General features: G+C 70.5%; 20 protein-coding genes. 10 read left to right on the forward strand and 10 right to left on the reverse strand.

Annotated features, from left to right (window positions below):
* Positions 1–218: 218 nt before the first annotated feature.
* The 4 genes from MTS1_RS07320 to MTS1_RS07335 form a co-directional block, all read right to left on the reverse strand.
* The gene (locus MTS1_RS07320) at positions 219–485 is read right to left on the reverse strand and encodes a hypothetical protein (protein ID WP_023952742.1); all 267 of its coding nucleotides are present in this window, start codon (positions 483–485) and stop codon (positions 219–221) included.
* Positions 475–885 carry a phage holin family protein gene (locus tag MTS1_RS07325; RefSeq protein WP_023952744.1) on the reverse strand — a complete coding sequence of 137 codons (411 nt, stop codon included), beginning with the start codon at positions 883–885 and terminating at the stop codon, positions 475–477. The genes MTS1_RS07320 and MTS1_RS07325 overlap by 11 nt, the downstream gene beginning before the upstream one ends.
* A 1-nt stretch (position 886) precedes the next feature.
* Entirely contained in the window at positions 887–1,246 is a 360-nt protein-coding gene (locus tag MTS1_RS07330) for a hypothetical protein (RefSeq protein ID WP_023952746.1), read from the reverse strand.
* A 94-nt stretch (positions 1,247–1,340) separates the two neighbouring features.
* Positions 1,341–2,735, reverse strand: coding sequence for an NAD(P)/FAD-dependent oxidoreductase (locus tag MTS1_RS07335; protein ID WP_023952748.1), 1,395 nt, complete (start codon positions 2,733–2,735; stop codon positions 1,341–1,343).
* 40 nt (positions 2,736–2,775) lie between these two features.
* On the opposite strand from MTS1_RS07335, the gene MTS1_RS07340 reads away from it, so the two are divergent.
* Positions 2,776–3,354, forward strand: coding sequence for an HhH-GPD-type base excision DNA repair protein (locus MTS1_RS07340; protein WP_036305188.1), 579 nt, complete (start codon positions 2,776–2,778; stop codon positions 3,352–3,354).
* A 97-nt stretch (positions 3,355–3,451) separates the two neighbouring features.
* Positions 3,452–7,045, forward strand: coding sequence for an endo-1,4-beta-xylanase (locus tag MTS1_RS16030; protein ID WP_023952752.1), 3,594 nt, complete (start codon positions 3,452–3,454; stop codon positions 7,043–7,045).
* 104 nt (positions 7,046–7,149) lie between these two features.
* Here the strand turns inward: MTS1_RS16030 and MTS1_RS07350 are convergent, their stop codons facing one another.
* The gene (locus MTS1_RS07350) at positions 7,150–8,538 is read right to left on the reverse strand and encodes a glycine--tRNA ligase (RefSeq protein WP_023952754.1); all 1,389 of its coding nucleotides are present in this window, start codon (positions 8,536–8,538) and stop codon (positions 7,150–7,152) included.
* Positions 8,539–8,678: 140 nt separating this feature from the next.
* Between MTS1_RS07350 and MTS1_RS07355 the strand changes: the two genes are divergently transcribed.
* Positions 8,679–10,064: a flotillin family protein gene (locus tag MTS1_RS07355; protein WP_023952756.1), complete on the forward strand. Its 1,386-nt coding sequence runs from the start codon at positions 8,679–8,681 to the stop codon at positions 10,062–10,064.
* Between the two features lie 153 nt (positions 10,065–10,217).
* Positions 10,218–11,024 (forward strand): SDR family oxidoreductase, encoded by an 807-nt coding sequence (locus MTS1_RS07360; protein WP_023952758.1) that lies wholly within the window; start codon positions 10,218–10,220, stop codon positions 11,022–11,024.
* Between the two features lie 127 nt (positions 11,025–11,151).
* Here the strand turns inward: MTS1_RS07360 and MTS1_RS07365 are convergent, their stop codons facing one another.
* Positions 11,152–11,883 (reverse strand): GNAT family N-acetyltransferase, encoded by a 732-nt coding sequence (locus tag MTS1_RS07365; RefSeq protein ID WP_023952759.1) that lies wholly within the window; start codon positions 11,881–11,883, stop codon positions 11,152–11,154.
* 75 nt (positions 11,884–11,958) lie between these two features.
* Between MTS1_RS07365 and MTS1_RS07370 the strand changes: the two genes are divergently transcribed.
* The 6 genes from MTS1_RS07370 (at position 11,959) to purU (ending at position 18,273) form a co-directional block, all read left to right on the forward strand.
* Positions 11,959–13,356 (forward strand): MFS transporter, encoded by a 1,398-nt coding sequence (locus MTS1_RS07370; protein ID WP_036304690.1) that lies wholly within the window; start codon positions 11,959–11,961, stop codon positions 13,354–13,356.
* A 20-nt stretch (positions 13,357–13,376) separates the two neighbouring features.
* Positions 13,377–14,870 (forward strand): peptide MFS transporter, encoded by a 1,494-nt coding sequence (locus tag MTS1_RS07375; protein WP_023952760.1) that lies wholly within the window; start codon positions 13,377–13,379, stop codon positions 14,868–14,870.
* Positions 14,871–14,891: 21 nt separating this feature from the next.
* On the forward strand, positions 14,892–15,161 hold the full coding sequence (locus tag MTS1_RS07380) for a hypothetical protein (RefSeq protein WP_023952761.1): 270 nt from the start codon (positions 14,892–14,894) through the stop codon (positions 15,159–15,161).
* A 101-nt stretch (positions 15,162–15,262) separates the two neighbouring features.
* Complete coding sequence (locus MTS1_RS07385; RefSeq protein WP_023952762.1) at positions 15,263–16,456, forward strand: cobalamin-independent methionine synthase II family protein; 1,194 nt, start codon at positions 15,263–15,265, stop codon at positions 16,454–16,456.
* A gap of 169 nt (positions 16,457–16,625) precedes the next feature.
* Positions 16,626–17,261, forward strand: coding sequence for an alpha/beta fold hydrolase (locus tag MTS1_RS07390; protein WP_023952763.1), 636 nt, complete (start codon positions 16,626–16,628; stop codon positions 17,259–17,261).
* Positions 17,262–17,400: 139 nt separating this feature from the next.
* Complete coding sequence (purU, locus tag MTS1_RS07395; protein WP_036304691.1) at positions 17,401–18,273, forward strand: formyltetrahydrofolate deformylase; 873 nt, start codon at positions 17,401–17,403, stop codon at positions 18,271–18,273.
* Between the two features lie 52 nt (positions 18,274–18,325).
* Here the strand turns inward: purU and MTS1_RS07400 are convergent, their stop codons facing one another.
* Genes MTS1_RS07400 through MTS1_RS07415 form a run of 4 tightly spaced genes read right to left on the reverse strand, consistent with a single transcriptional unit; the run spans position 18,326 to position 23,053 of the window.
* On the reverse strand, positions 18,326–19,198 hold the full coding sequence (locus MTS1_RS07400) for a hypothetical protein (RefSeq protein ID WP_023952764.1): 873 nt from the start codon (positions 19,196–19,198) through the stop codon (positions 18,326–18,328).
* A gap of 31 nt (positions 19,199–19,229) precedes the next feature.
* The gene (locus tag MTS1_RS07405; RefSeq protein WP_023952765.1) at positions 19,230–20,027 is read right to left on the reverse strand and encodes a MerR family transcriptional regulator; all 798 of its coding nucleotides are present in this window, start codon (positions 20,025–20,027) and stop codon (positions 19,230–19,232) included.
* Positions 20,028–20,085: 58 nt separating this feature from the next.
* Positions 20,086–21,003 (reverse strand): serine hydrolase, encoded by a 918-nt coding sequence (locus tag MTS1_RS07410; RefSeq protein WP_233494906.1) that lies wholly within the window; start codon positions 21,001–21,003, stop codon positions 20,086–20,088.
* Between the two features lie 52 nt (positions 21,004–21,055).
* The gene (locus tag MTS1_RS07415) at positions 21,056–23,053 is read right to left on the reverse strand and encodes a M13 family metallopeptidase (protein ID WP_023952767.1); all 1,998 of its coding nucleotides are present in this window, start codon (positions 23,051–23,053) and stop codon (positions 21,056–21,058) included.
* Positions 23,054–23,086: the final 33 nt, after the last annotated feature.

Here is a 23,086-nt window from a genome sequence, read left to right on the forward strand (position 1 = left end):
ATGAGGCGCCACCGCCCCCGGAAGAGCGGCCGACGCACGTTCCTTCTCCGGGCGGTGCAGGCCCGGATGCGCAACATCGGCAGCATTCGCTCCATCGCCGCTGCCTCGTTGTCCGAGCATACTCCGCTGCGGACGCGAGGCGGCGGCGGGAGGTATCGATCCGGACTCGGTTGGCCGAGAACGGCTCGCCTCCCGCCCGCTGGGCGGACCCGACGGCGTCAGCGCGCGATCAGTCGGGCGATGCCCCAGACCACGGCGCCCACCGCGACGGCGACGCCGACCGCTGCCGCGGTCGCCCCGGCGGGGTTGCGCTGCGCGTATGCGCGCGCCTCGCGGCTGGCTCGGTCAGTGGCGATGACGGCGCGCTTGGGGAGGTTCGCCTTGTGCTCGATCGCGGCGAGCGCGGCCTTCAGCTCGGCGCGCGCCTTCTCGACCGGATCGGTGATGCCCAGCGGTACGGCGGTGTCGGGGAGCTCAGAACTCATCGGCCACTTCCTTCACGATCTTGGCGTCGGTGGAGATCGCCTGGGCGGGGTTCTGGCGCGAGCTCAGGCGCTTGAAGCGCAAGAGGCCCAGCACCGCGAACACGGCGGCGATCACGAGCAGGATCCCGATCACGATGAGCGACGCCGCCCAGGCGGGCAGCCACGACGACAGTCCGATGATCGCGAAGGCGCCGATGGCCGGGATCGTCCAGAAGAGGAAGAACAGCGCGACGATGAACCAGACGCCGCCGAGGCCGGCATCCTTTCCCGTCTTCTTGGCCCAGGCCTTCGCCGAGTCGATCTCGGCGACGACGAGGTTGCGGACCAGCTCGGGGATCTCGCCGATCAGGGTGAACAGGCTGTCGTCGGCGCGGTCGCGGAATCCGCGGGGCGTGCTCATCTCAGCTGTCCGCCACGGCGCTCGCGTCGGCGACCTTGCGTGCGTCGCGTTCAGCGGCCTTGCGCACGTCACCGGCGGCCTTCTCGCCCTCGGAGACGGCCGCGTCGAGCTTCTCGCCGGGAGTGCCGCTCTTGCTCGCGGCCTTCACGACCTTCTTCGCGCTGTCCCAGACGACGCTGGGCACGGCGAGGGCGGCTGACTTGCCGAGCTCGGTGACCTTGCCCACCTGCTTCTGCACGGGATCGAGCTCCCAGACCTGCTGGGCCTTCTCTTTGATCTGCTCGTAGCGCTGACGCCCGGCGCGTGCCCCGAGCACGTAGCCCGCGGCGAGTCCGACGGCGATGCCAATCTTGCCCCTCATGGGGTCTCCTCACGTTCGACGTTGCTGCGTGGTCCCAGGCTATCGCCGTATGCCGCCTCAGGTATCCACTCCCGTAACCGGGCGGAGCCGACTATCATGCCGGATCGACCCCGCGCCACAGCACCGCGTGGCGCGCCGCGTCGGCCTCGGCGATCGCGTCGGCGGCGACCCGCTCGAGACTGTTCCCCGACAGCCACCCGCCCACGAGCGCGAGCCCCGGAACCGAGCGCGCGCGGGACCGGATGCTCTGGACCGCCTCGTCATGACCGAGCAACGACGCCGGTGCCGCGCGGGAGTAGGTGATGCGCGCCGAGGCGCGGACGGCATCCGCCGGGATCGCTGCTCCGCTCAGCTCGGATGCCGCGATGCGCGCGGTCTCGACGACATCCGCATCGGGCGCGTCGGTGTCGGGAACGGTCACCCGGAGGATGTGCTCGCCCTCGGGCAGCGCCGCGCCGATCCAGGGCCACGTCCGCGAGATCGGACGCACGGTGACCGGCTCTGCCCCGGGGCCGATGACGAGTGACCCGCGACCGGGCAGGTCGACTCCGGCGATGCGCAGCAGCACGACATCCAACGGCTGCGGGCGCGGCTCGGCGCTCTCGGGAAGCTCGACGTGCGGGGCGAGCAGCCGTCGAGCGGTGTCTTCGTCTGCCGCGACGATCAGCAGGTCGGCAGGCACGGGCTCTTCGACGCCTTCGGCACGCACGAGCCAGGTGTCGCGCTCGCGACGGATCTCCGTCACGGCCGCGCCGGTGCGGATGTCGACGTCGAAGTCCCGCAGGCGAGCGTCGAGGGCATCGATCAGGCGGAATAGCCCGCCGCGCGGAGCCTGACGACGGGGTGAACCGGCGCGCAGGGTCTGCGCGACCGCGCCGCTGAGCGAGCCGGTCCGGGTGAGCGCGGGGTTGAGCGACGGTGCGGCGGCGTCGACGTCGATGAACTCGGGTGCGACGCCGTGTACGGCGAGCACGTAGGGCGCCACGAGGCGGTCGCGCACGCGCTCGCCCATGCGCGAAGACACGAGCTCGCCCAGGCTGCGGCGACGCCCGACGGTCAGGGGCGGGCGAACGCGGTCGAGATAGGCCCGCCAGGCACCCCGGGTCTCGATGTGCCGCCGCACGTCCTCCGCCCACGGATTGGCGGGGATGCCGAGCACGGTCTCGGCAGGTGCCGGCGCGGGCCCGTTCGGGCCGGCGCCGAGCCAGAGCTCGTCGTCGCGGGCGGTCTCGAGGTCGCCGGTCAGCCCGACCTCGTCGATCAGGGTCGCGAGGGTCTTCGCCGACGCCGGCAGGCCGTCGGCCGCGGCATCCACCGTCAGGTCGCCCAACGCCGCGCGGTCGAGCGAGCCGCCAAGATGCGGCCCGGCCTCGATCAGCGTGACCCGCAGGCCGAGTCGCGCGCACTCCAGAGCCGCAACGACACCCGCCATTCCGCCGCCGACCACGACGACCCGGGTGTCGTGGGCGTGCGTCACGAGATCCGTCATCCCCCCATCCTGCCGTCTCGCCGATGAGAACATGGGGAGCATGAGCCTGCACATCACCGACGACGACGACGCCGATCAGCTGCTGACCGAGAACCCGCTCGCGCTGCTGATCGGGATGCTGCTCGACCAGCAGATCGCCATGGAGACGGCGTTCACGGGCCCGCTGAAGATCCGCGAGCGCGCGGGGTCGGTCGACGCGGCGACGATCGCGGGATACGACCCCGAGGAGTTCGTCGAGGTCTTCCGCCAGACGCCCGCCGTGCACCGGTTCCCCGGGTCGATGGCAGGCCGCGTGCAGACGCTCTGCCAGACGATCGTGGATGACTGGGGTGGCGACGCCTCGGCGATCTGGACCTCCGGCGACCCGGATGGACCCACCGTCCTGAAGCGGCTCAAGGCGCTTCCCGGCTTCGGCGAGCAGAAGGCGAAGATCTTCCTCGCGCTCCTGGGCAAGCAGTACGGCTTCGCGGGCAGCGGATGGCGCGAGGCGGCCGGCTCCTACGGCGACGAGGGCTCCTTCCGCTCGGTGGCCGACATCGTCTCGCCCGAGTCGCTGACGAAGGTGCGCGAGTACAAGCGCGCGGCGAAAGCCGCTGCGAAGGAGGCTGCGAGCTCCTGATCACCGGGGGTTTTCGAAAAGGCTGGCGGAACGCGGCGGATATGTTTGAGTAGTCGACAATCCGTTCCCCCGGTCTGCGCAAAGGAGCGCTCGAACCATGCGAATTCGTCGACCCCGAATACTGGCAGTCGCGGCGACCGCGGCCCTCGCCGCACCGCTGCTCGCCGCGACGGGAGCCGCCGCGGCCCCCACGGCCGCCGCCCCCGTCATCGCCAACGATTTCTCGACCCCCTCACTCGGCGACGGGCTGACGCAGAGCGGCGGTGACGGCTCGACCCTCCTCTACGCCGACGGAGCCCTCGTCGTACACGACCGCGACGCCGACTACGTCGGCATCCAGACCGCGGCGGGCGTCCTCGAGCCCGAGACCGAATACACCGTCAGCGCGCGCCTGCGTCTCGCCGCCGGCACGCCCGACACGCAGGCGCGCTGGGTCGGCGTCCCCGGATACACCTGGATCGGCAACACGACCATCACGGCCGACGACTGGACGACCGTCACGGGGACCTGGACGTCGCCGGCCACCACCGAGGACGTGCGGCTGTACCTCGGCGCGGGCGACATCGCCGGGACGGCCGCGTACACCTACCTCGTCGACGACGTCACCGTCACGGCGACGTCCGGCGATCCGGGCACGGATCCCGGAACCGGCCCGCAGACCCCCGGCACCGTTCTGATCGAGAGCGCGTTCGACGACGGCGCCCTCGGCGCCTGGCAGCCCCGGGTCGGGTCGAGCGGCGCGGGCCCGACCGTCGAGGTCGTGCCGGGCGGAGCCGACGAATCGTCGCACGCGGCACTCGTCAGCGACCGGACGCACGAGGGTGACGGCATCCTGCTGGACGTCACCGACACCCTCCTCGCGGGGCAGACCTACGCATTCTCGGCGGCCCTCCGCTTCGCGCCCGGCGCGGACCCCGGGCAGGGTCTCACCGTCTCGATGCGCACCGACGACGGCGGCACGGTCACCTACACCAACCTCCTGCAGGCCGAGAGCGTCTCGGCGACCGGATGGACGACCGTCGCCGGCGACATCACCGTCCCCGGTTACGACGCGGCCGCCGAGCTCTACATCGAGGCCCGCTACAACTCCGGCAACACCTCGCCGTTCCTCGTCGATCAGGTCCGGGTCACGGTGCCCGAGGCCGGCGAGGGCGACCTCGATCTCACGCCGCTGAAGAACACGACCGACTTCCCCGTCGGCGTCGCGATCGATCAGCGCGAGACCGGCGGTGCGGCATCCGACCTGCTCCGGCACCACTTCGACCAGATCACGCCCGAGAACCACATGAAGGTCGAGGCCTGGTACGACGACCAGCAGCGGTTCCAGCGCCACCCGCAGGCCACCGCGCTGCTCGACTACGCGGCCGCGAACGACCTGCGCCTCTACGGACACGTCCTGCTGTGGCACGCGCAGACCCCCGACTGGTTCTTCCAGGATGCGTCGGGGCGCGAGCTCGCCGACTCGGAAGCCGACAAGCAGCTGCTGCGCGACCGGCTCGCGACCCACATCGACGACGTCGCCCGATCGATCGCCGACGACTACGGCCTCTTCGGATCCGAGACCAATCCCCTCGTCGCGTGGGACGTCGTCAACGAGGTCATCTCCGATCAGGCGACGCCCGACGGCCTGCGGACCAGCCGGTGGCACGACGTCCTCGGCGAGGAGTTCATCCACCTCGCCTTCCGGCTCGCCGACCAGGCGTTCAACGTCGACTACGCCGCCCCGGGCTCGGACCGCCCCGTGAAGCTGTTCATCAACGACTACAACACCGAGCAGGACGCCAAGGGCACGCAGTACGAGGCCCTCATCCGGCGGATGCTGGATGCCGGGACGCCGCTCGACGGGGTGGGCCACCAGTTCCACGTCTCGATCAACACCCCCGTCAGCGCTCTCGAGAGCACGCTCGACCGGTTCGCCGGTCTCGGCCTCATGCAGGCCGTCACCGAGCTCGACGTCACGGTCAACCCCGCCACCGCCGCGAACCTCGCGCGCCAGGGGTACTACTACCGCGACGCGTTCGACGTGTTCCGCGACTACCACGCCGGGGCACCGGCATCCGAGGGGCTCTACTCGGTCACCGTCTGGGGTCTCACCGACGCGCGTTCGTGGCGCTCGGAGCAGGCGCCGCTGCTGTTCGCGGGCGACCTGAGCGCGAAGTCGGCGTTCTACGGCGCGATCGGTCAGGACGACGGCCTGCCGCCGCTCGTGACGACCGCGGATGTGTTCCGCGGCGACGTCGACCTCGACGGGGCGATCGTCGACTCCCCCGCGTGGCGCAACCTGCCCGAGCATCCGCTCACCGGCGACGCCGGCGGCTTCCAGACGCGCTGGAGCGACGACCATCTCACAGTGCTGGTCCGCTCGAACGCGCGGCCCGAGCGGATCGAGTTCACCTACGGCGACGACCAGGCCGTCTTCGGCGCCGGCGGCACGCTCGCTGGCCGGACCGTCGAGGCCGAGGGCGCGTTCTACTCCGTCGTCCGGCTGCCGCACGAGGCGCCCACCGTGGGCGCGACAGCCGCGTTCGATGTGCGCGTCTTCAGTGCGGACGGCCTCGCCGGATCATGGAACTCCGCGGGCGCGACGGGTCAGCTGACCTTCTACGAGGAGCTGTCGTACCTCGAGATCCCCCGCGCCGAGGCGATCACGGTCGACGCGGTCGTGGACGACGCGTGGGCTGCCGCGCCGCGGATCGAGACCGCCAAGCGCGTCGAGGGCGACGCCGCCGGGGCGAGAGCGACGGTCCGCACGCTCTGGCGCGACAACGTGCTCTACGCGCTGTTCGAGGTCGTCGACCCCGAGATCGACACCGCGAACAGCGACCCCTGGAACCGCGACGGCGTCGAGATCTTCCTCGACCTCGGAAACACGAAGAACGGCGCGTACGGTCCCAACGACACGCAGATCCGCATCACCGTGGACGGCGACGTCACCTTCGGCACCGGCAACGAGGCGCTCCAGCGGTCACGACTGCTCGAGAGCGCGACCGCCCGCACCGCCGACGGGTACATCGTCGAGGCGGCGATCGACCTCGTCGGCCAGTCCGGCGGGCAGAGCGACGTTCCGCTCGGCGGCGCCGGCACCTTCCAGGGCTTCGACGCGCAGGTGAACGACGCCCGCGGCGGGTCGCGCTTCGCCGTGCACACGTGGGCCGAGCCGACCGGAACGGGCTACCAGACCACCTCGCGGTGGGGCGTCCTGCACCTCGTCGAGTCGGTGACCACGCCCGGCGAACCGGCCGAACCCGCCGCGTGGGCGACGATCGACGTCGGCGACGGCCGTGTCGCCCAGGGCGGATCGCTGCCCGTGCGGGTCTCGGGCCTCGAGCCGCAGCAGCAGATCGGCGCCACGCTCTACAGCGATCCGATCGTCGTCAGCGGCATCCCCGCGGCCGACGCGGCGGGCGAGGTGCGCTTCGTCGTCGCCATCCCCCGAGACCTCGAGGTCGGCGAGCACACGCTCGTGATCACCTCACCCGGGTTGGACGACATCCGTGTGGCCGTGACGGTCGTGAGCGCGGCGGGCAGCGGCGGCGCGGGCGGCAGCGGCGGCGCGGGCGGCACGGCCAGTGCGGGCAGCAGCCTCAGCGCGACCGGCGGCGAACTGCCGTGGGGCGCAGCACTCGCGGCCGCGGTCCTCCTGACCGCCGGCGGCCTGTTCCTCGCGCTCCGTCGTCGCCGGACCCCCTGACCCGCGGTCTCGACCTCGGGCACGAACGTCGGAGAAAAGCGCGAACCTCGGAGTCCATCACAGGATGGCTCCGAGGTTCGCGACGTTCTCCGCCCGCAGGTGCGTCAGGCGCCGCGCAGGCGCTCGGCGAGGTAGCCCTCGAGCGCGTCGAGGGCGATGCGCTCCTGGGCCATCGAGTCGCGGTCGCGCACCGTGACGGCGCGGTCATCGAGCGAGTCGAAGTCGACGGTGACGCAGAACGGCGTGCCGACCTCGTCCTGACGGCGGTAGCGGCGCCCGATCGCGCCGGCGTCGTCGAAGTCGATGTTCCAGCCGCGGCCCCGGAGGGTGTCGGCGACCTCGCGCGCCAGCGGCGACAGGCGCTCGTTGCGGCTGAGCGGCAGCACCGCCACCTTCACGGGAGCCAGGCGCGGGTCGAGGCGCAGCACGGTGCGGGTGTCGACGCCGCCCTTCGCGTTCGGCACCTCTTCCTCGTCGTAGGCGTCGACGAGGAAGGCCATCATCGCGCGCGTCAGACCGAACGAGGGCTCGATGACGTACGGCGTGTACTTCTCGCCGGAGGCCTGGTCGAAGTAGGTCAGCGACTGACCGGATGCCTCGGAGTGGCTGCCCAGGTCGTAGTCGGTGCGGTTCGCGACGCCCATGAGCTCGCCCCACTCCTTGCCCGGGAATCCGAAGCGGTACTCGACGTCGATCGTGCCGGCGGAGTAGTGGGCGCGGTCGTCCTCGGGAACGTCGAAGCGCCGCATGTTGTCGGCGTCGATGCCGAGCTCGATGAACCAGTTCCAGCACGCCTCGACCCAGTGCTCGAACCACTGCTGCGCCTCGGCGGGCGGCGTGAAGAACTCGATCTCCATCTGCTCGAACTCGCGCGTGCGGAAGATGAAGTTGCCCGGCGTGATCTCGTTGCGGAACGCCTTGCCGACCTGGCCGATGCCGAACGGCGGCTTCTTGCGGCTCGCGGTCAGAACGTTCGAGAAGTTCACGAAGATGCCCTGAGCGGTCTCGGGGCGCAGGAAGTACAGGCCGGTCTCGTCGTCGACGACGCCGAGGTAGGTCTTCACCAGGCCCGAGAACGACTTGGGCTCGGTGTACTGACCCTTCGTGCCGCAGTTCGGGCACGGGACATCGGCCAGACCGTTCTCGGCCGTGCGGCCCTTGCGCGCCTCGAAGTCCTCGATGAGGGTGTCCTCGCGGAAGCGCTTGTGGCACTGCAGGCACTCGACCAGGGGGTCGGTGAAGGTCGCGACGTGGCCGGAGGCCTCCCAGACGCGCTTGGGCAGGATGATCGATGAGTCGAGGCCGACCATGTCGCCGCGACCGCGGACGAACGTCTGCCACCACTGACGGCGGATGTTCTCCTTGAGTTCGGTGCCGAGGGGGCCGTAGTCCCACGCGGAGCGCGAACCGCCGTAGATCTCCCCCGCCTGGAAGACGAACCCGCGGTGACGGGCGAGGGCGATGACTTTGTCGAGGCGGGACTGCTCGGCCACAGGTGGCTCCTCATGGTCGTTTTCGGGATGCGCCAGCGGCGCGGATGCCGCAGACAACGGCATCCTCGATTCTAGTCGCGCCGCGCAGGCCGACCCCGATACGGTCGAAGGACACATCGTTACGCACGGGAAAGGTCAGCATGGAAGCTCTATTCGCCGGAGGCGCGCTCGTGATCGGCGGCATCGCCGTGATCGCCGTCATCATCCTTCTCATCTTCCTGCTGGTCATGGTGCGGGCCTGGTACAAGGTCGCCAAGGCCGACCAGGCGCTCGTCGTCGTCGGTCGCAACCAGAAGAACGCGGCGGGAGACTCCTCGCGCATCTCGGTCATCACCGGAGGCGGCGCCCTCGTCAACCCGCTGACCCAGCGCGCCGAGATGATCTCGCTGCGTGCACGTCAGATCAAGATGGAGCCCACGGCTCAGGCATCCAACGGCGTCACCGTCATGGTCGCGGGCGTCGCGCTCGTGAAGATCGGCTCGGACCCGGAGTTCGTCCGTCGCGCCGCCGAGCGCTTCCTGTCGCAGGACGGCGCGATCGAACAGTTCACGACCGAGCAGCTCGAGGGTGCGCTCCGCGGCGTCGTCGCGACGCTGACCGTCGAGCAGCTGATGAAGGACCGCCAGAAGCTGTCGGACCAGATCGCCGAGGGCATCAAGAGCGACCTGCTGGCCCAGGGCCTCATCCTCGACTCGTTCCAGATCCAGGGCATCACCGACAAGAACGGCTACATCGACGCCCTCGGCGCAACCGAGGTCGAGCGCGTGCGCCGCGAGGCCGAGGTCGCCCGCATCAACGCGGCCCGCGAGGTCAAGGCGCGTCAGCTCGCCACCGACGAGGCGAACCTGATCGAGCAGACCGCGTACGACAAGAACTCCGCCGCCGCCTCCGCCGAGGTCGGTCGCGCCCGTGCCGAGGCGGAGCAGGCCGAGGCCCTCGCCCGGGCACAGCGCGAGCAGGACGTGCTGCTGCAGGCCGCCGAGAACCGGCAGGCCCAGCTCGACGCCGACATCAAGAAGGTCGCCGACGCCTCGCTCTACGAGCGCCAGCGCAAGGCCGACGCCGACGCGTACGCCGAGGTCAAGGCCGCCGAGGCCCGCGCCCAGATCGCCGCCCAGGAGGCCGAGGCCACGCGTCTGCGTGCTCAGGCCGAGGCCGACGCCGTGCGCCTGGCGGGTGAGGCCCGCGCCGAGGCGATCGAGGCCGAGGCCGCCGCCATCGCCGAGAACCAGGAGGCCCTGCTCGCGCAGCGTGCGATCGAGGCCCTCGTGCCGCTGATGACCGAGTTCGCCCGCGGCTTCGACAAGGTCGGTTCCATCACGGTGCTCGGCGGCGACGGCGCGTCGAGCCACATCGCCTCCGAGAGCGCGTCGAGCATGCGTGCGACCTTCGACGCCGTGCAGGCCACGACCGGCATCGATCTGCGCCAGATCATCCAGGGCCAGGCAACCGGCCGCGGTGTCGCCCAGGGTCTGCGGGAGGACGACGGCGCCGCGGCTGCTCCGGCTGCTGCCTCGGCTGAGTGACCCTGCGCTGACTCCTCAGATCCGACGACGCCCCGTCTCACCTCCCGTGTGATGACGGGGCGCCGTCGGTTTCGGGCGCCCGGATCCGAGGAGTTACCGCGCGCCCTTGTCAACCGGGTGCGCCGCCACGCCGTCCGTTCGTAGCGTCAGGGCATGACCTTCACTCCTCGCCGTGCCATCGTGACCGCTTCCGATTCGGGGATCGGCCGCGCGACCGCCCTCGCCCTCGCCGACGCCGGAATGGACGTCGGGGTCACCTGGCACTCCGATGAGGAGGGCGCGAACGAGACCGCCGAGGGTGTCCGGGCCCGGGGCCGCAAGGCCGTCGTCGCGCAGTTCGACGCGACCGAGTTCGAGAAGGTCCCCGGTGTCATCGAGCAGCTCGCCGCAGACCTCGGCGGCCTCGATGTCTTCGTCAACAACGCCGGCGGGGGCACCGGGGGGCCCGTGCTCGACCTCGACCTCGACGGCTGGCGCACGGTCGTCGCGCTCAACCTCGACGGCGCGTTCCTCGGGATGCAGACCGCCGCGAAGCTCATGGCGGATGCCGGCGACGGCGGCCGCATCATCGCGGTGACGAGCGTCCACGGCTCGCAGCCGCGCGTGGGCTCGGCCGCCTACGTCGCCTCGAAGCACGGGCTCGAGGGCCTCGTGAAGACGATGGCGCAGGAGCTCGGCCCCCGTGACATCACCGTCAACTCCGTCGCCCCGGGCGAGATCGCGACGCCCATCAACGACATGGAGGGCGACGAGGCCGAGAAGACCCACCGTCCCGGCATCCCGATCCCGCGCCCCGGCAAGCCCGAGGAGATCGCAGCCGTGGTGGCCTTCCTCGCCTCGCCGGCCTCGTCGTACGTCACCGGCGCAACGTGGGTCGTCGACGGCGGGATGCTGCAGATGGGCCCGCAGGCCGGCTCGCACATGGAGTCCGACGACTGGCGCGACGCCGGCGCCGAGTAGCCCGCGCCACCCCGACGCACACCCCGAGGTCCCACTTGGGCCGGTTACTCAGAGCTGATACCCGGCCGGAGTGGGACCTCGCTCGGTTGCGGCTGCGATTGCGGGTGCGGGCGCAGGTCAGGTCAGGTCAGGGCCAGACGAGGAGGTAGCCGCGCTGGTCGTCGAAGCCGCCGACGGAGAGCCCGGCCGCGAAGTGCTCGAGGAACTGCGCGCGCACGCGGTCGCGCCAGGCGTCGGCTTCGGCCGGGGACGCGGCGCGGATGGCATGGATGTCGTCGGGCACCTCGATCGTCGCGACGATCCGGTCGTCGGACGGACGCTCCTGCGGCGGCGCCGCGAGCGGCCACGTCACCATGAGGCGGTCGGTGACCTCGCCGCGGTTGATGCCGTCGTCCATGAGGCCGTACTGGTCGACGAGGTAGTCGCTGATGCGGGCTCCGAGCACCTGCAGGTTGAAGTGCGCGTTGCGCGCGAACAGCGGGTCGAAGGTCCACGTGATCGTGCCGACCTCGCGAGCGAAGGCCCACGCCCGCTGATGCTGCTTGAGCACGCGTCCGAGCCCCTGCTGCTGGTACTCCGGCAGCACACCGGTCACGTGCGAGTGCATCGACCGCGCTCCGGGCTCGGCGAAGAACGCCACCGACGCGCCGACGACCCGGTCGCCGTCGAAGAGGCCGACCACGTAGTTGCCCGAGTAGGCCAGCGCGCGCATGAGGTTCGTGGGCACCGAATCGCGGTCGCCGCCCCACACCTCGCGCAGCACCGCGGCGCCGGCGAAGATGTCGGCGACGGTCTCGAGGGGGCGGATGTCGATCCCCGCGGGCACGTCGGCTGGGATCGGGGGAACGCTCTCGCTCATGAGCCCACCCTACGCCGCCGCGGATAGCCTGAAGGGATGGCATCGGGCGACGACCAACGACGAAGACTCACCCGGATGCCGCGGCAGGGCGCGATCGTCGCCGTGCTGGCCATCGCGGGACTGGCCTCCTCGTTCATGTTCACGCTCGTCGTCCCGATCCAGTCGAAGCTGCCGGAGCTGCTCGACGCGAGCCGCGAGGACACGGCGTGGGTCGTCACCGCCACGCTGCTCGCCGCGGCGGTCTTCACCCCGATCGCGGGGCGGCTCGGCGACATGTACGGCAAGCGCCGCATCGTGCTCGTGCTGCTCGTCCTGCTCATCGTCGGGTCGATCATCGCGGCGCTGTCGACCGACATCGTCGGCGTCATCGTCGGGCGTGCCCTGCAGGGCGCGGTGACGGGCGTCGTGCCGCTCGGGATCTCGATCATGCGCGACGTGCTGCACGAGAACCGCGTCGACGCGGCGATCGCGCTGATGTCGGCGACCCTCGGCGTCGGCGGTGCCGTCGGCATGCCCGTGAGCGCGCTCATCACCGAGACGAGCGACTGGCACGTGCTGTTCTGGATGTCGGCGGGCCTGGGCGCGGTCGTCCTCGTGCTTGTCGTGCTCATCGTTCCGCCGAGCGTGCTGCGAACCCCCGGCCGATTCGACCTCATCGGGGCGATCGGCCTCGCGATCGGCCTGACCGGCGTGCTCCTCGCCGTCTCGCGCGGGAACACGTGGGGCTGGGCGTCGGCGGCGACCCTCGCCTGCGGCCTCGGCGGCATCCTCGTGCTGCTGGTGTGGGGGTGGTTCGAGCTGCGCATCGCCGACCCGCTGCTCGACCTGCGCGTCGCCGCCCGGCCCGCGGTGCTGCTGACGAACCTCGCCTCGATCGCCATCGGCTTCTCGCTCTTCGCCTCGAACGTGTCGTACCCGCAGATGCTCGAGCTTCCCGAAGCGGTCGGCGGCTTCGGGCTGACGCTGCTGCAGGCGAGCCTCATCGTCATGCCGGCGGGCCTGGTGATGATGGTGCTCTCGCCGTTCTCGGGGCGCCTGGCGCGCACCGTCGGTCCCCGCCTGCTGCTCGTCCTCGGCTCGATCGCCCTGATCCTCGCCTACGGCTTCTCCCTCGTGTGGGCCTCCGAGGTCTGGCATCTGCTCGCGGCGAATCTCCTCATCGGCGTGGGCATCGGCTTCGGCTACGCCGGCATGCCGATGCTCATCATGCGCTCGGTGCCCCCGACCGAGACCGGCGCATCGAACGGGCTCAACGCCCTGTTCCGCTCGCTCGGGACGAGCACCGCCGCGGCACTGATCGGCGCCGTGCTCGCCGCGTTCTCCCTCGAGCGCGACGGCGTGGCCGTGCCGACACCTGCGGCATTCCAGGTGTCGTTCGCCCTCGGCCTGGGCGCGGCCGTGATCGCCCTCGCCGTCGCGCTGTGCATACCGCAACGCCGCGATCCGCACGAGGCGCACCCCTCCTTGCCCTGAGCGGCGTATCGTCGGCATCCATGAGCCACGAGGACGCAGCCACCACCGCATCCCGCGATCATTCCTCCGACGACAGCAGGAACGACCGCCGCTTCTTCGGGCAGCCGTGGGCGCTCACGCACATCTTCGGCGTCGAGCTGTGGGAGCGGTTCAGTTTCTACGGCATGCAGATCGTCCTGGTCTACTACCTCTACTTCTCGGTCTCGGACGGCGGGGCGGGATTGCCCGAGGCCACGGCCGTCGGCATCGTCGGCGCCTACGGCGGAGCGGTCTATCTCTCGACGATCCTCGGAGCATGGATCGCCGATCGCATGCTGGGCTCCGAGCGTGTGCTCTTCTTCAGCGCGATCATCATCGTCGCGGGCCACGTCGCGCTCGCGGTGCTCCCGGGGCTGCTCTCGGTCGCGGTCGGGCTCGTGCTCGTAGCCCTCGGCTCGGGCGGGTTGAAGGCGAACGCCACGGCGGTCGTCGGATCCCTCTACTCCGAGCACGACCCCCGCCGCGACGCCGGATTCTCGCTGTTCTACCTCGGCATCAACCTCGGCGCCTTCGCGGGGCCGCTCCTGACGGGCTTCCTGCGCACGAGCCTCGGGTTCCACTGGGCGTTCGGCGCCGCGGCGGTCGGCATGACCATCGGCCTGATCCAGTACGCCATCGGACGCCGGTCGCTGCCCGAGGCCGCGCGTCGCGTTCCCAACCCGCTCCCCCGGTCGCGTTACCCGCTGGTCATCGGCATCGCCGTGGCGGCGATCGCGGCCATCGCGCTCCTGATCGCCCTCGGAGTCATCCGGGCCGACAACCTGTCGCTCGTCGTCGTCATCGTCGTCATCGCCGCGACCATCGCCTACTTCACCGTGATCATCTCGAGCTCGCGGATCACCTCGACCGAGCGGTCGCGCGTGTACGGCTTCATCCCGCTGTTCATCGTCAGCGTCGCCTTCTGGTCGCTGTACCAGCAGCAGTTCACCGTCATCCCGATCTACGCCGAGAAGCGGCTGGACCGCAACATCTTCGGGTGGGAGATGCCGCCGGACTGGGTCAACTCCATCAACCCCATTTTCATCATCATCCTCTCGGGGGTCTTCGCGGCTCTGTGGACGAAGCTCGGAAGGCGTCAGCCCTCGACACCGATCAAGTTCGCCGCGGGCGTCATCGTCATGGGACTGGCGTTCCTGCTCTTCCTGCCGTTCGCCTCGGACGGCCCCTCGGCGACACCGCTGCTCGCCATCGTCGGCATCCTGTTCGTGTTCACCGTCGCCGAGCTGCTGATCTCGCCCGTCGGTCTGTCGGCTGCGACGAAGCTCGCACCGGCCAGGTTCCAGACGCAGATGGTCGCGCTGTTCTTCCTCTCGGTCTCGCTGGGAACGGCGATCTCGGGACTGCTCGCGCCTTTCTACGACCCCGAGAACGAGGTGCCCTACTTCTCGATCCTCGCCGCCATCGCGATCGTCCTCGGCCTCGCCCTCGCCGCGGCCCGAAAGCCCGTGCTCGCACTCATGCGCGACGTGCGCTGACACACGCGGGAGAATGGAGGCATGTCCTCCTCCGCAGTGCGCCGCTCGAACCCCACCGCCTGGGCCGCCTTCTGGGTCGGCCTCCTCGGGCTCATCCTCATGCCGATCCCGCTGTTCATCGGCTTCGTCCTCGGCGGGGGCCTCTCGCTCGTGGCCGCTGTGCTCGTCGTGATCGCGCTTCTGAAGGGCCTCGCCCGCAGCGGGTCGGGCATCGCCCCGGTCGTCTTCGCCGGCATCTTCGTGCTGCTCACGTGGGGCGGGATCTCGGTCGGCGGCGGCATCGTCTGGTGAGCGCCCGCGCGGGCGGCATCGTCACACGATGACGGCCGGATGCCGGGCCATCGCGGACCCGGCGCTAGAGTCGCGGCGCACCCGATGAGAAAGCGACGCTCATGACCGAGATCACCACGACCACCGCCGGCAGCCTCCCCCGCACGCAGGCCCTCATCGACGCGAACCGCGCACGCACCTTCGCCGACGACGGTTTCACCCTGCAGTCCAGCCCCGAGTTCACCGAGCTGACCGCGCAGGCGGTGGCCGACGTGGTCGCACGCCAGCGTGAGGCGGGCGTGACCCAGGTCGGCGACGGCGAGTTCGGCAAGGCGATGTCGAACGCGGTCGACTACGGCGCGTGGTGGTCGTACTCGTTCCAGCGGGCGAGCGGCCTGTCGCTGACCGAGGTCAACGCGTTCAACGAGCCGCCCGTGCGCTCCGAGCCGGGCCGCATCCGCCTCACCTCGTTCCTCGATCGCCGCGACCGGCAGCTCTTCCCCGCCGTCTACGCCGACGCCGTCGAAGCGGGAGCGACCGCGACGGCGTTCCCCACGACGACCGGGCCGATCGCCTACCGCGGGCACGCGGCCGTGGCATCCGACATCGCCAATCTGAAGGCGACGCTGCGCGACGGCGAGCAGGGCTTCCTCACCGCGATCGCCCCCGGCTCGGCCTCACGCGTGCGCAACGAGTACTACGCCACCGACGAGGAGCACATCTTCGCGTGGGCCGACGCCCTGCGCGAGGAGTACAAGGCGATCACCGACGCGGGTCTCATCGTCCAGCTCGACGACCCCTCGCTCGCCGAGAACTTCGACCAGATCAACCCGGAGCCCGCGATCGCCGACTACCAGGCGTTCACCCGCATCCGCGTCGAGGCCATCAACCACGCGATCGCCGGGCTGCCGAAGGAGCTCGTGCGGCTGCACGTCTGCTGGGGCTCGTGGCACGGTCCGCACACGACCGACGTCGCTCTCGCCGACATCCTGCCCGTCGTCCTCGAGGCGAACGTCGGATCGATCTCGTTCGAGGCCGGCAACGTCCGCCACGAGCACGAGTCGGGCGTGTGGGCGCAGACGTCGGTGCCCGACGACCTCGTGCTCGTGCCCGGCGTCGTCAGCCACGCGACCAACGTCGTCGAGCACCCCGAGCTCGTCGCGCAGCGCATCGAGCGCTTCGCGAGCATCGTCGGAGCCGACCGCGTGATCGCCTCGACCGACTGCGGCCTCGGCGGCCGCATCCACCCCGACCTCGCCTGGGCCAAGCTCGCCTCCCTCGGCGAGGGCGCCCGGATCGCCGCATCGCGCGTCTGACTCTTCCTCGCCGCGGGCGGCCGTTCCGCGATGCAAGGGATCATCGACGACATCCCGGGGAGCGGCATCCGCCAGCGGGGTGTCGATCACGATCCATTGCATCCGCGACCGCGGGTGCTCAGCCGATTCGACTACCGTGAAAGATCGCAGGACACCGCGAGAGGGAGCCATGACCGACACACAGCCGCAGATCTTCGAGCCCGAGGGCCGCGCCATCCCCTACGTCGAGGATGCCGGCAGCGAGCCGGTCCTGGTGCTGATCCCCGGGTACAGCAACGTCGCCGCCCTCGGCACCCTCGCGCACGTGCTGGCCGAGGAGGACTTCCGCATCCTGCGCGTGGGCTACCGCACGGCGCAGACCGAGGGCGTCACGCTGCACGACCTGGCACAGGATGTCGTCGACGTCATGGACCACGTCGGACTCGGCGATGCCTGGGTCGGCGGACACGCCTTCGGCGGCGCCGTCGCGCGCACCGTGTCGACCGACCACACCGACCGCGTCGACGGCGTGCTACTGCTCGGCGCGGAGGGCGACGAACCCCGCACCGACCTCGAGCCCCTGCAGGCGGCAGCCGCGGCGGCCGTGTCGCTCGACGAATGGCGCGCGCTCGCCCCGACGGTCCCCGTCATGCTCATCCAGGGTGCCGACGACGACGTGCTGCCGCCCGCGAACGGCGAGCGCCTCCAGGCCGCCGCTCCCGGCCTCGTCAGCCTCGTGACCCTCGAAGGCGGCGGGCACCTCTTCCCGGCGACCCACGCCGGCGAGGCCGCGTTCGTCATCGAGGACTACCTCGACGTCGACTGACCCCCCCTTTCCCCTTCCCCCGTCTCCCCCGTCGACTCGCCAAGAAACGCGGATGCCGCACCCCGCGGACCCGCAGAATCCGGCGAGTCGACGGGAGTGACGTGCCGAGAGGGCCCGTCGGACAGGGCAGAATCGAAGGATGATCGACTCTGCGCTCCACCCCGCCCACGCCTGCCTCATCGTGCACGGGCAGGACCAGCCGGGCATCATCGCCGCCCTGTCGGCGATGGTCACCCGCGTGGGTGGCAACATCGTCGCGTTCGACCAGTACTCCGATGACCCGACCCGCGGCGCCTACTTCTGCCGCGTCGTGTTCCACCGGCCGAACTTCGCGGTCGACCGTCCGTCGATCGAAGCCGAGATCGGCGAGACGCTCGCCGGGTTCGATCTGCAGTGGTCGCTGACCGACCAGTCGGTGCCCAAGCGCATGGCGATCCTGTCGTCGAAGCAGGACCACTGCCTGCTCGACCTGCTGTGGCGCCACCGCCGCGGCGATCTCCCCGTGACGGTGCCGATGGTCGTGTCCAACCACACCACGTCGGCCGAGGACGTCCGCTCGTTCAACGTCCCCTTCTTCCACGTCCCCTCGACGCCCGGCCCCGACAAGTCGGCGTCCGAAGCCGAGATCCTGAAGCTGCTCGTCGGCAACGTCGACTTCGTCGTCCTCGCCCGCTACATGCAGATCCTGTCGTCGGACTTCCTCGAGAAGCTGGGCGTGCCCGTCATCAACATCCACCACTCGTTCCTCCCCGCCTTCATCGGCGCCGAACCCTACAAGAAGGCCAAGGAACGCGGCGTCAAGCTCATCGGGGCGACGAGCCACTACGTCACCACCGACCTCGACGAGGGGCCGATCATCGAGCAGGACACGATCCGCGTGACCCACGCCGACACCGCGGCCGAGCTCGCCCGCCGCGGCGCTGACGTCGAGCGCCAGGTGCTCTCGCGCGCGGTGCTGTGGCACGCGCAGGACCGCGTCATCCGACACGGCAACCACACGATCGTCTTCTGACCGCGGGCGGGGTCTCAACCCGCGGGCGGGGTCTCGACTCCCGGACGGAGCCTCAGCTCGCGGGCTGCACCGGCTCGAAGTCGTCGACGCCCGTCTTCCCCGTCGGCGACAGGAAGATGCGCGTCGTGTCACCGGGGTCGGCGGGGTCGAACACCAGCGGACGCGTGTCGCCGACCGCCGGCACCTCGCGTGGCGCGATGAGCACCATGGTCGTGACCCAGCGATCCGTGCCGACGGCGTCGGTGAACTTCGCCACCAGCGATGCGGCCATCCGCGACGCGTCGTGCGCGGGCAGGGGCGCCTCGACGATCTCCGCCTCGACGCGCGAGCCCGAGGCCAGAAGACGCGAGATGACCGCGTTGTTGCGGCGACGCGTCGCGAGGGCGCGCACCCGCGCGATGTAGCTGAGCACCGCGAGAAGCGCGAGAAGACCGGGGAGCCACCACTGTCCGGCGTACAGAATCCACTCGCCGACACCCCACGGCTCGTTCTGTCCGAACGTCGGGTCGACGGCGACGCCGATCGCGTCGGGCGCGATCCACATCGTCGTCGCCACCCACGTGCCGATGGCCAGCCCGGCCAGGATGATCGTGAGCGGGCCGATCGCCGCATAGCCCTTCTCGCGTGCGCTGAACCGGTGGTTCCACTTGCCGTACTGTCCGATGCAGACGAGAAGCAGAAGGATGCCGACGGGCAGGCCCCATCCGCGGACGGCAACCGGGATGCCGGTGTCCCACGTGCCGAAGACGCTGTTGACGTTCACGGCCCGGAGCTGCTCGAAGATGCCGCCGATCGCGAACCCGACGACACCCGCGGCGGCGACGGACAGGATTCCCCAGATCAGGCTCGCGACCAGCGCGGAGGTGGCCCCCCGAAACTTGGCTTGCTCACGACGTGCAGCTTCTCGGGGGTCCAGCAAACTCACTCCCCCAGGCTAACGCTCCCCGCGCCGGGGCTCAGGACACGGGCTGCTGCAGGTCGATGACCCATCGGTCGCCGTCATAGGGCGTCTGCAGATACACCTCGCGGCACGCGCCGTCGGATCGCAGCCCGCGCCGCTCCGCCTCGGCGACCAGCGCCTGCCACGCGCTCTGGATGCCGGCCAGATCGGGCGCCTCGTAGCGAAGGGTGAGCGCCCGCGGTTCGGCCGCGACGACCGCGCGCTCGAGGCCGTCGGGCACCGGCGCCTCGCCGATCTGCTCGGCCGCGGCGACGACCATGCCATCGCCTGTCGTCATGTAGACGGCGACGCCGGGTCCGACCCGCTGCGCACCGGCGGACTCGATACGGTCGTTCACGCGCTGGAACATGACGCTGATCTCGTCTTCGATCTGCGCCATCTCGTCGATGCGGACCGACAGCTGGGTCAGAGTCAGCTCGGGCAGTGCGGTCTCGATGAATGTGGACACGGGTATCTCCTTCTCGATCGATCGGAGCCTCGCCTCGACCTCGTGCAGCCGCTGAACGTCCGCTGCGATCTGGCCGCTCAGCTCAGCCCTCCGCTCCCGCAGGAGCGCGGCCACCGATGCCGACGACATACCGTCGTCGAGCAGCCGGCCGACCTGTTCGAGGGTGAAGCCGAGGTCCTTCAGCGCGATCAGCCGGTTGGCCCGATCGAGCTGCGACGCGGAGTACGAGCGGTATCCCGAGGCCGGATCGACGCGATGCGGACGCAGCAGGGCGAGCTGGTCGTAATGGCGCAGCATCCGCACCGATACGCCGGCCAGCCGGGCGAACTCTCCGATACTCAACATGGTGATCCCACTCGACAGCCTGACACGGTGTGAGAGTCAAGCGCACGGCCGGATCACATCAGAAGACGTACTCCATGAGGTCGAACCCGAACGCGCGGAACGCCTCGTGAGCACGCAGACGATCGCTCATCGACAGGTCGTCGAACCCGACCAGCAACGCGTAGGCCACCCCGGCGCGGGGGCCGGCGAGCACGCCGGCCTCGGCGCGGATGCCGTCGGCCCGACCGGTCTTGTTGACGAACAGCAGCTCGTGCTTGTCGTCGTCGTGCGCGAAGGGATCGAGTCCTGTCACCGAGCCGACGAGCGACAGGTCGTGGTTCAGACTCAGCCACTCGGACACCTGGGCGCTCACCCCGGGCGAGACGACGTCGGTGTTGACCAGTGCCGCGAACATGGCGGCGAGCTCGCGCGCCGTGCCGAGAGCGTAGTGCGGCGCATCGTCGGGCCCGCGGGTGTCGCGGAACCGGTCGAGCAGCGCCGTGCGCGGCATCCCGAGGCTTCCGATCCGCGCCCGCACGGCATCGAGGCCGACCCGCTCGAGCAGGGCGTTCGCGGCGAGCGCGTCGCCGGTCGAGGCGGCCAGCACCGCGAGATCGCCGAGCGGCAGGGCGGGCGCCGCGAGATGGCGCCAGAGCCCCGCGACCGCGACGTCGCCGACGGTCGACCGATCGACGATCTCGAGCGGATCGAGGGTCCCGGCCTCGAAGCGCGTCGCCACCTCGATCAGCAACGGGACGATGCCCAGGCCCGCGACCGGCAGCGTGACGAAGTCGTCGCCCGCGAGCACGGGCGTACCGCGGTCGAGGTCGCTGACCCGCACCGACACCCGCGCCCCGGATGCCGCCAGGGCGTCGAGCGCCTTCTCGGTCGACGCGAACCCTCGCCGCGGCACGCCGGAGCGACGGCGCGGGCGCGCGCCGGTGCGTCGCTCCGCGCGCGAGCGGGCGGTCCCGGGGGAGGATTCGGATCCATCCACCGTCATGTTCTCGTCTCCGTCGGAGTCAGTTCGAGCGATTCGGTTCGAGTGATCACCAGATCGTGACGCGGCGCTCGGGCGCGAGCCACAGCTCGTCTCCCTCGGTCACGCCGAATGCGTCGTAGAACGCATCGATGTTACGGACGATCTGGTTGCATCGGAATTCGTTCGGGGCGTGCGGGTCGATCGTGAGCAGCCGGATCGTCTCGGCGTCGCGCCCCTTCTGCTGCCAGATCTGTCCCCAGCTGAGCAGCAGCCGCTGCACACCCGTGAAGCCGTCGACCACGGGGCCGTCGGGCGCCTCGGCCAGCTCTTCCGGCGACATCGTGGCGGCGAGGTGAAGCCGGTACGCCTTCAGCGCGATGCCGAGGCCGCCCAGGTCGCCGATGTTCTCGCCGATGGTGAGCGCGCCGTTGACGGTGTGCTCCTCGCCGAGTCCCCGCGGCACGAGCGCGTTGTACTGGTCGATCAGTGCCCCCGTGCGCTCCTCGAAGGCGGCGCGGTCGGCGTCGGTCCACCAGTCGTTGAGCGCGCCGGTGCCGTCGTAGGCGCTGCCCTGGTCGTCGAATCCGTGCCCGATCTCGTGGCCGATGACCGCGCCGATGCCGCCGTAGTTCGCCGCGGCGTCGCGCTCGGACGAGAAGAACGGCAGCTGCAGGATGGCCGCGGGGAAGACGATCTCGTTCATCAGCGGGTTGTAGTAGGCGTTGACCGTCTGCGGCGTCATGTGCCACTCGTCACGGTCGATCGGCTGGCCGAGCTTGGCGAGCTGACGCTCGTACTCCCACTCGGTCGAGCGCAGGACGTTGCCCAGGAGGTCGGTGGGATCGATCTCGAGCGCGGAGTAGTCCTTCCAGCGGTCGGGGTAGCCGATCTTCGGCGTGAAGGCCGCGAGCTTCTCGAGCGCACGCTCGCGCGTGGCCGGCGTCATCCACTCGAGGCCCGTGATCGACTGCCGGTAGGCCTCGATGAGGTTGTCGACCAGGGCGTCCATCTCGACCTTGGCCTGGGGCGGGAAATGCCGCTCGACGTAGATCTCGCCGACCGCTTCACCGAGAGCCGCCTGCACGATGCTGACCCCCCGCTTCCAGCGCTCGCGGTTCACGGGCACGCCGGTGAGCTGGGTGCCGTAGAAGGCGAAGTTCTCGGCGACGAACGCGTCGGGCAGGAACGGCGCCGACGCACGGACGACCTGCAGCCGCAGCCAGGCCTTCCAATCGTCGAGGTGCTCGTCGGTCAGCAGCGTGCCCAGACCGGAGAGGAAGCTCGGCTGGTTGACGTTGATCTCGGCGAAGCCGTCGCGGTGCCGGGGCGCGAGGCCCTCGAGCCACGGGTCGAGGTCGACGCCCGCGAGGGTTCGCACCTCGTCCCACGTGTGCAGGTTGTAGGTCGCCACCGCGTCGCGGTTGCGGACGTTGTCCCAGTGGTGCGCGGCGAGCTCGGTCTCGAGCCGCACGATGCGGTCGGCCTGGTCCGCGGCATCGCCGACGCCGGCGAGCTCGAGCATGCGCTCGGCGTAGCCGCGGAACGCGGTGCGCGTGGCGTCGAAGCCGTCGAGGCGGTAGTAGCTCTCGTCGGGAAGCGACAGCCCGCCCTGGACGAAGAAGACGACATAGCGCTCGGGGTTGCCCGGGTCGGGCTCGATGAACGTGCCGATCATGCCGCCGATGCCCTCGCGCTCGAGCTCACCGACGGTGCTCAGCAGCGCCGTGATCGAGTCGACCGCGTCGACCCGCGCCAGCTGCGGGCGCAGCGGCTCGGCGCCGAGCTCGTCGATACGGGCCGTGTCCATGAAGCTCGTGAACAGGTCGCCGATCTTGCGCTGCACCGTGCCCGGCTCGGCCGACGTCGCGTCGTCGATGATCGCGCGGACGTCGCTCTCGGCCTGTTCGGCGATGACGTGGAACGAGCCCCACCGCGCCTTGTCGTCGGGGATCTCGGTGCGCTCGAGCCAGCTGCCGTTGACGTGCCGGAACAGATCGTCCTGCGGTCGGATCTCGGGGCTCAGCTCGGCGATGTCGATTCCGGAGGGGAGGACGGGGTCGGTCATGGCACCCATGCTAGGCCGACCGGACGACACGAA

Source organism: Microbacterium sp. TS-1 (assembly GCF_000509385.1).
Taxonomy (GTDB): Bacteria; Actinomycetota; Actinomycetes; order Actinomycetales; family Microbacteriaceae; genus Microbacterium; species Microbacterium arborescens.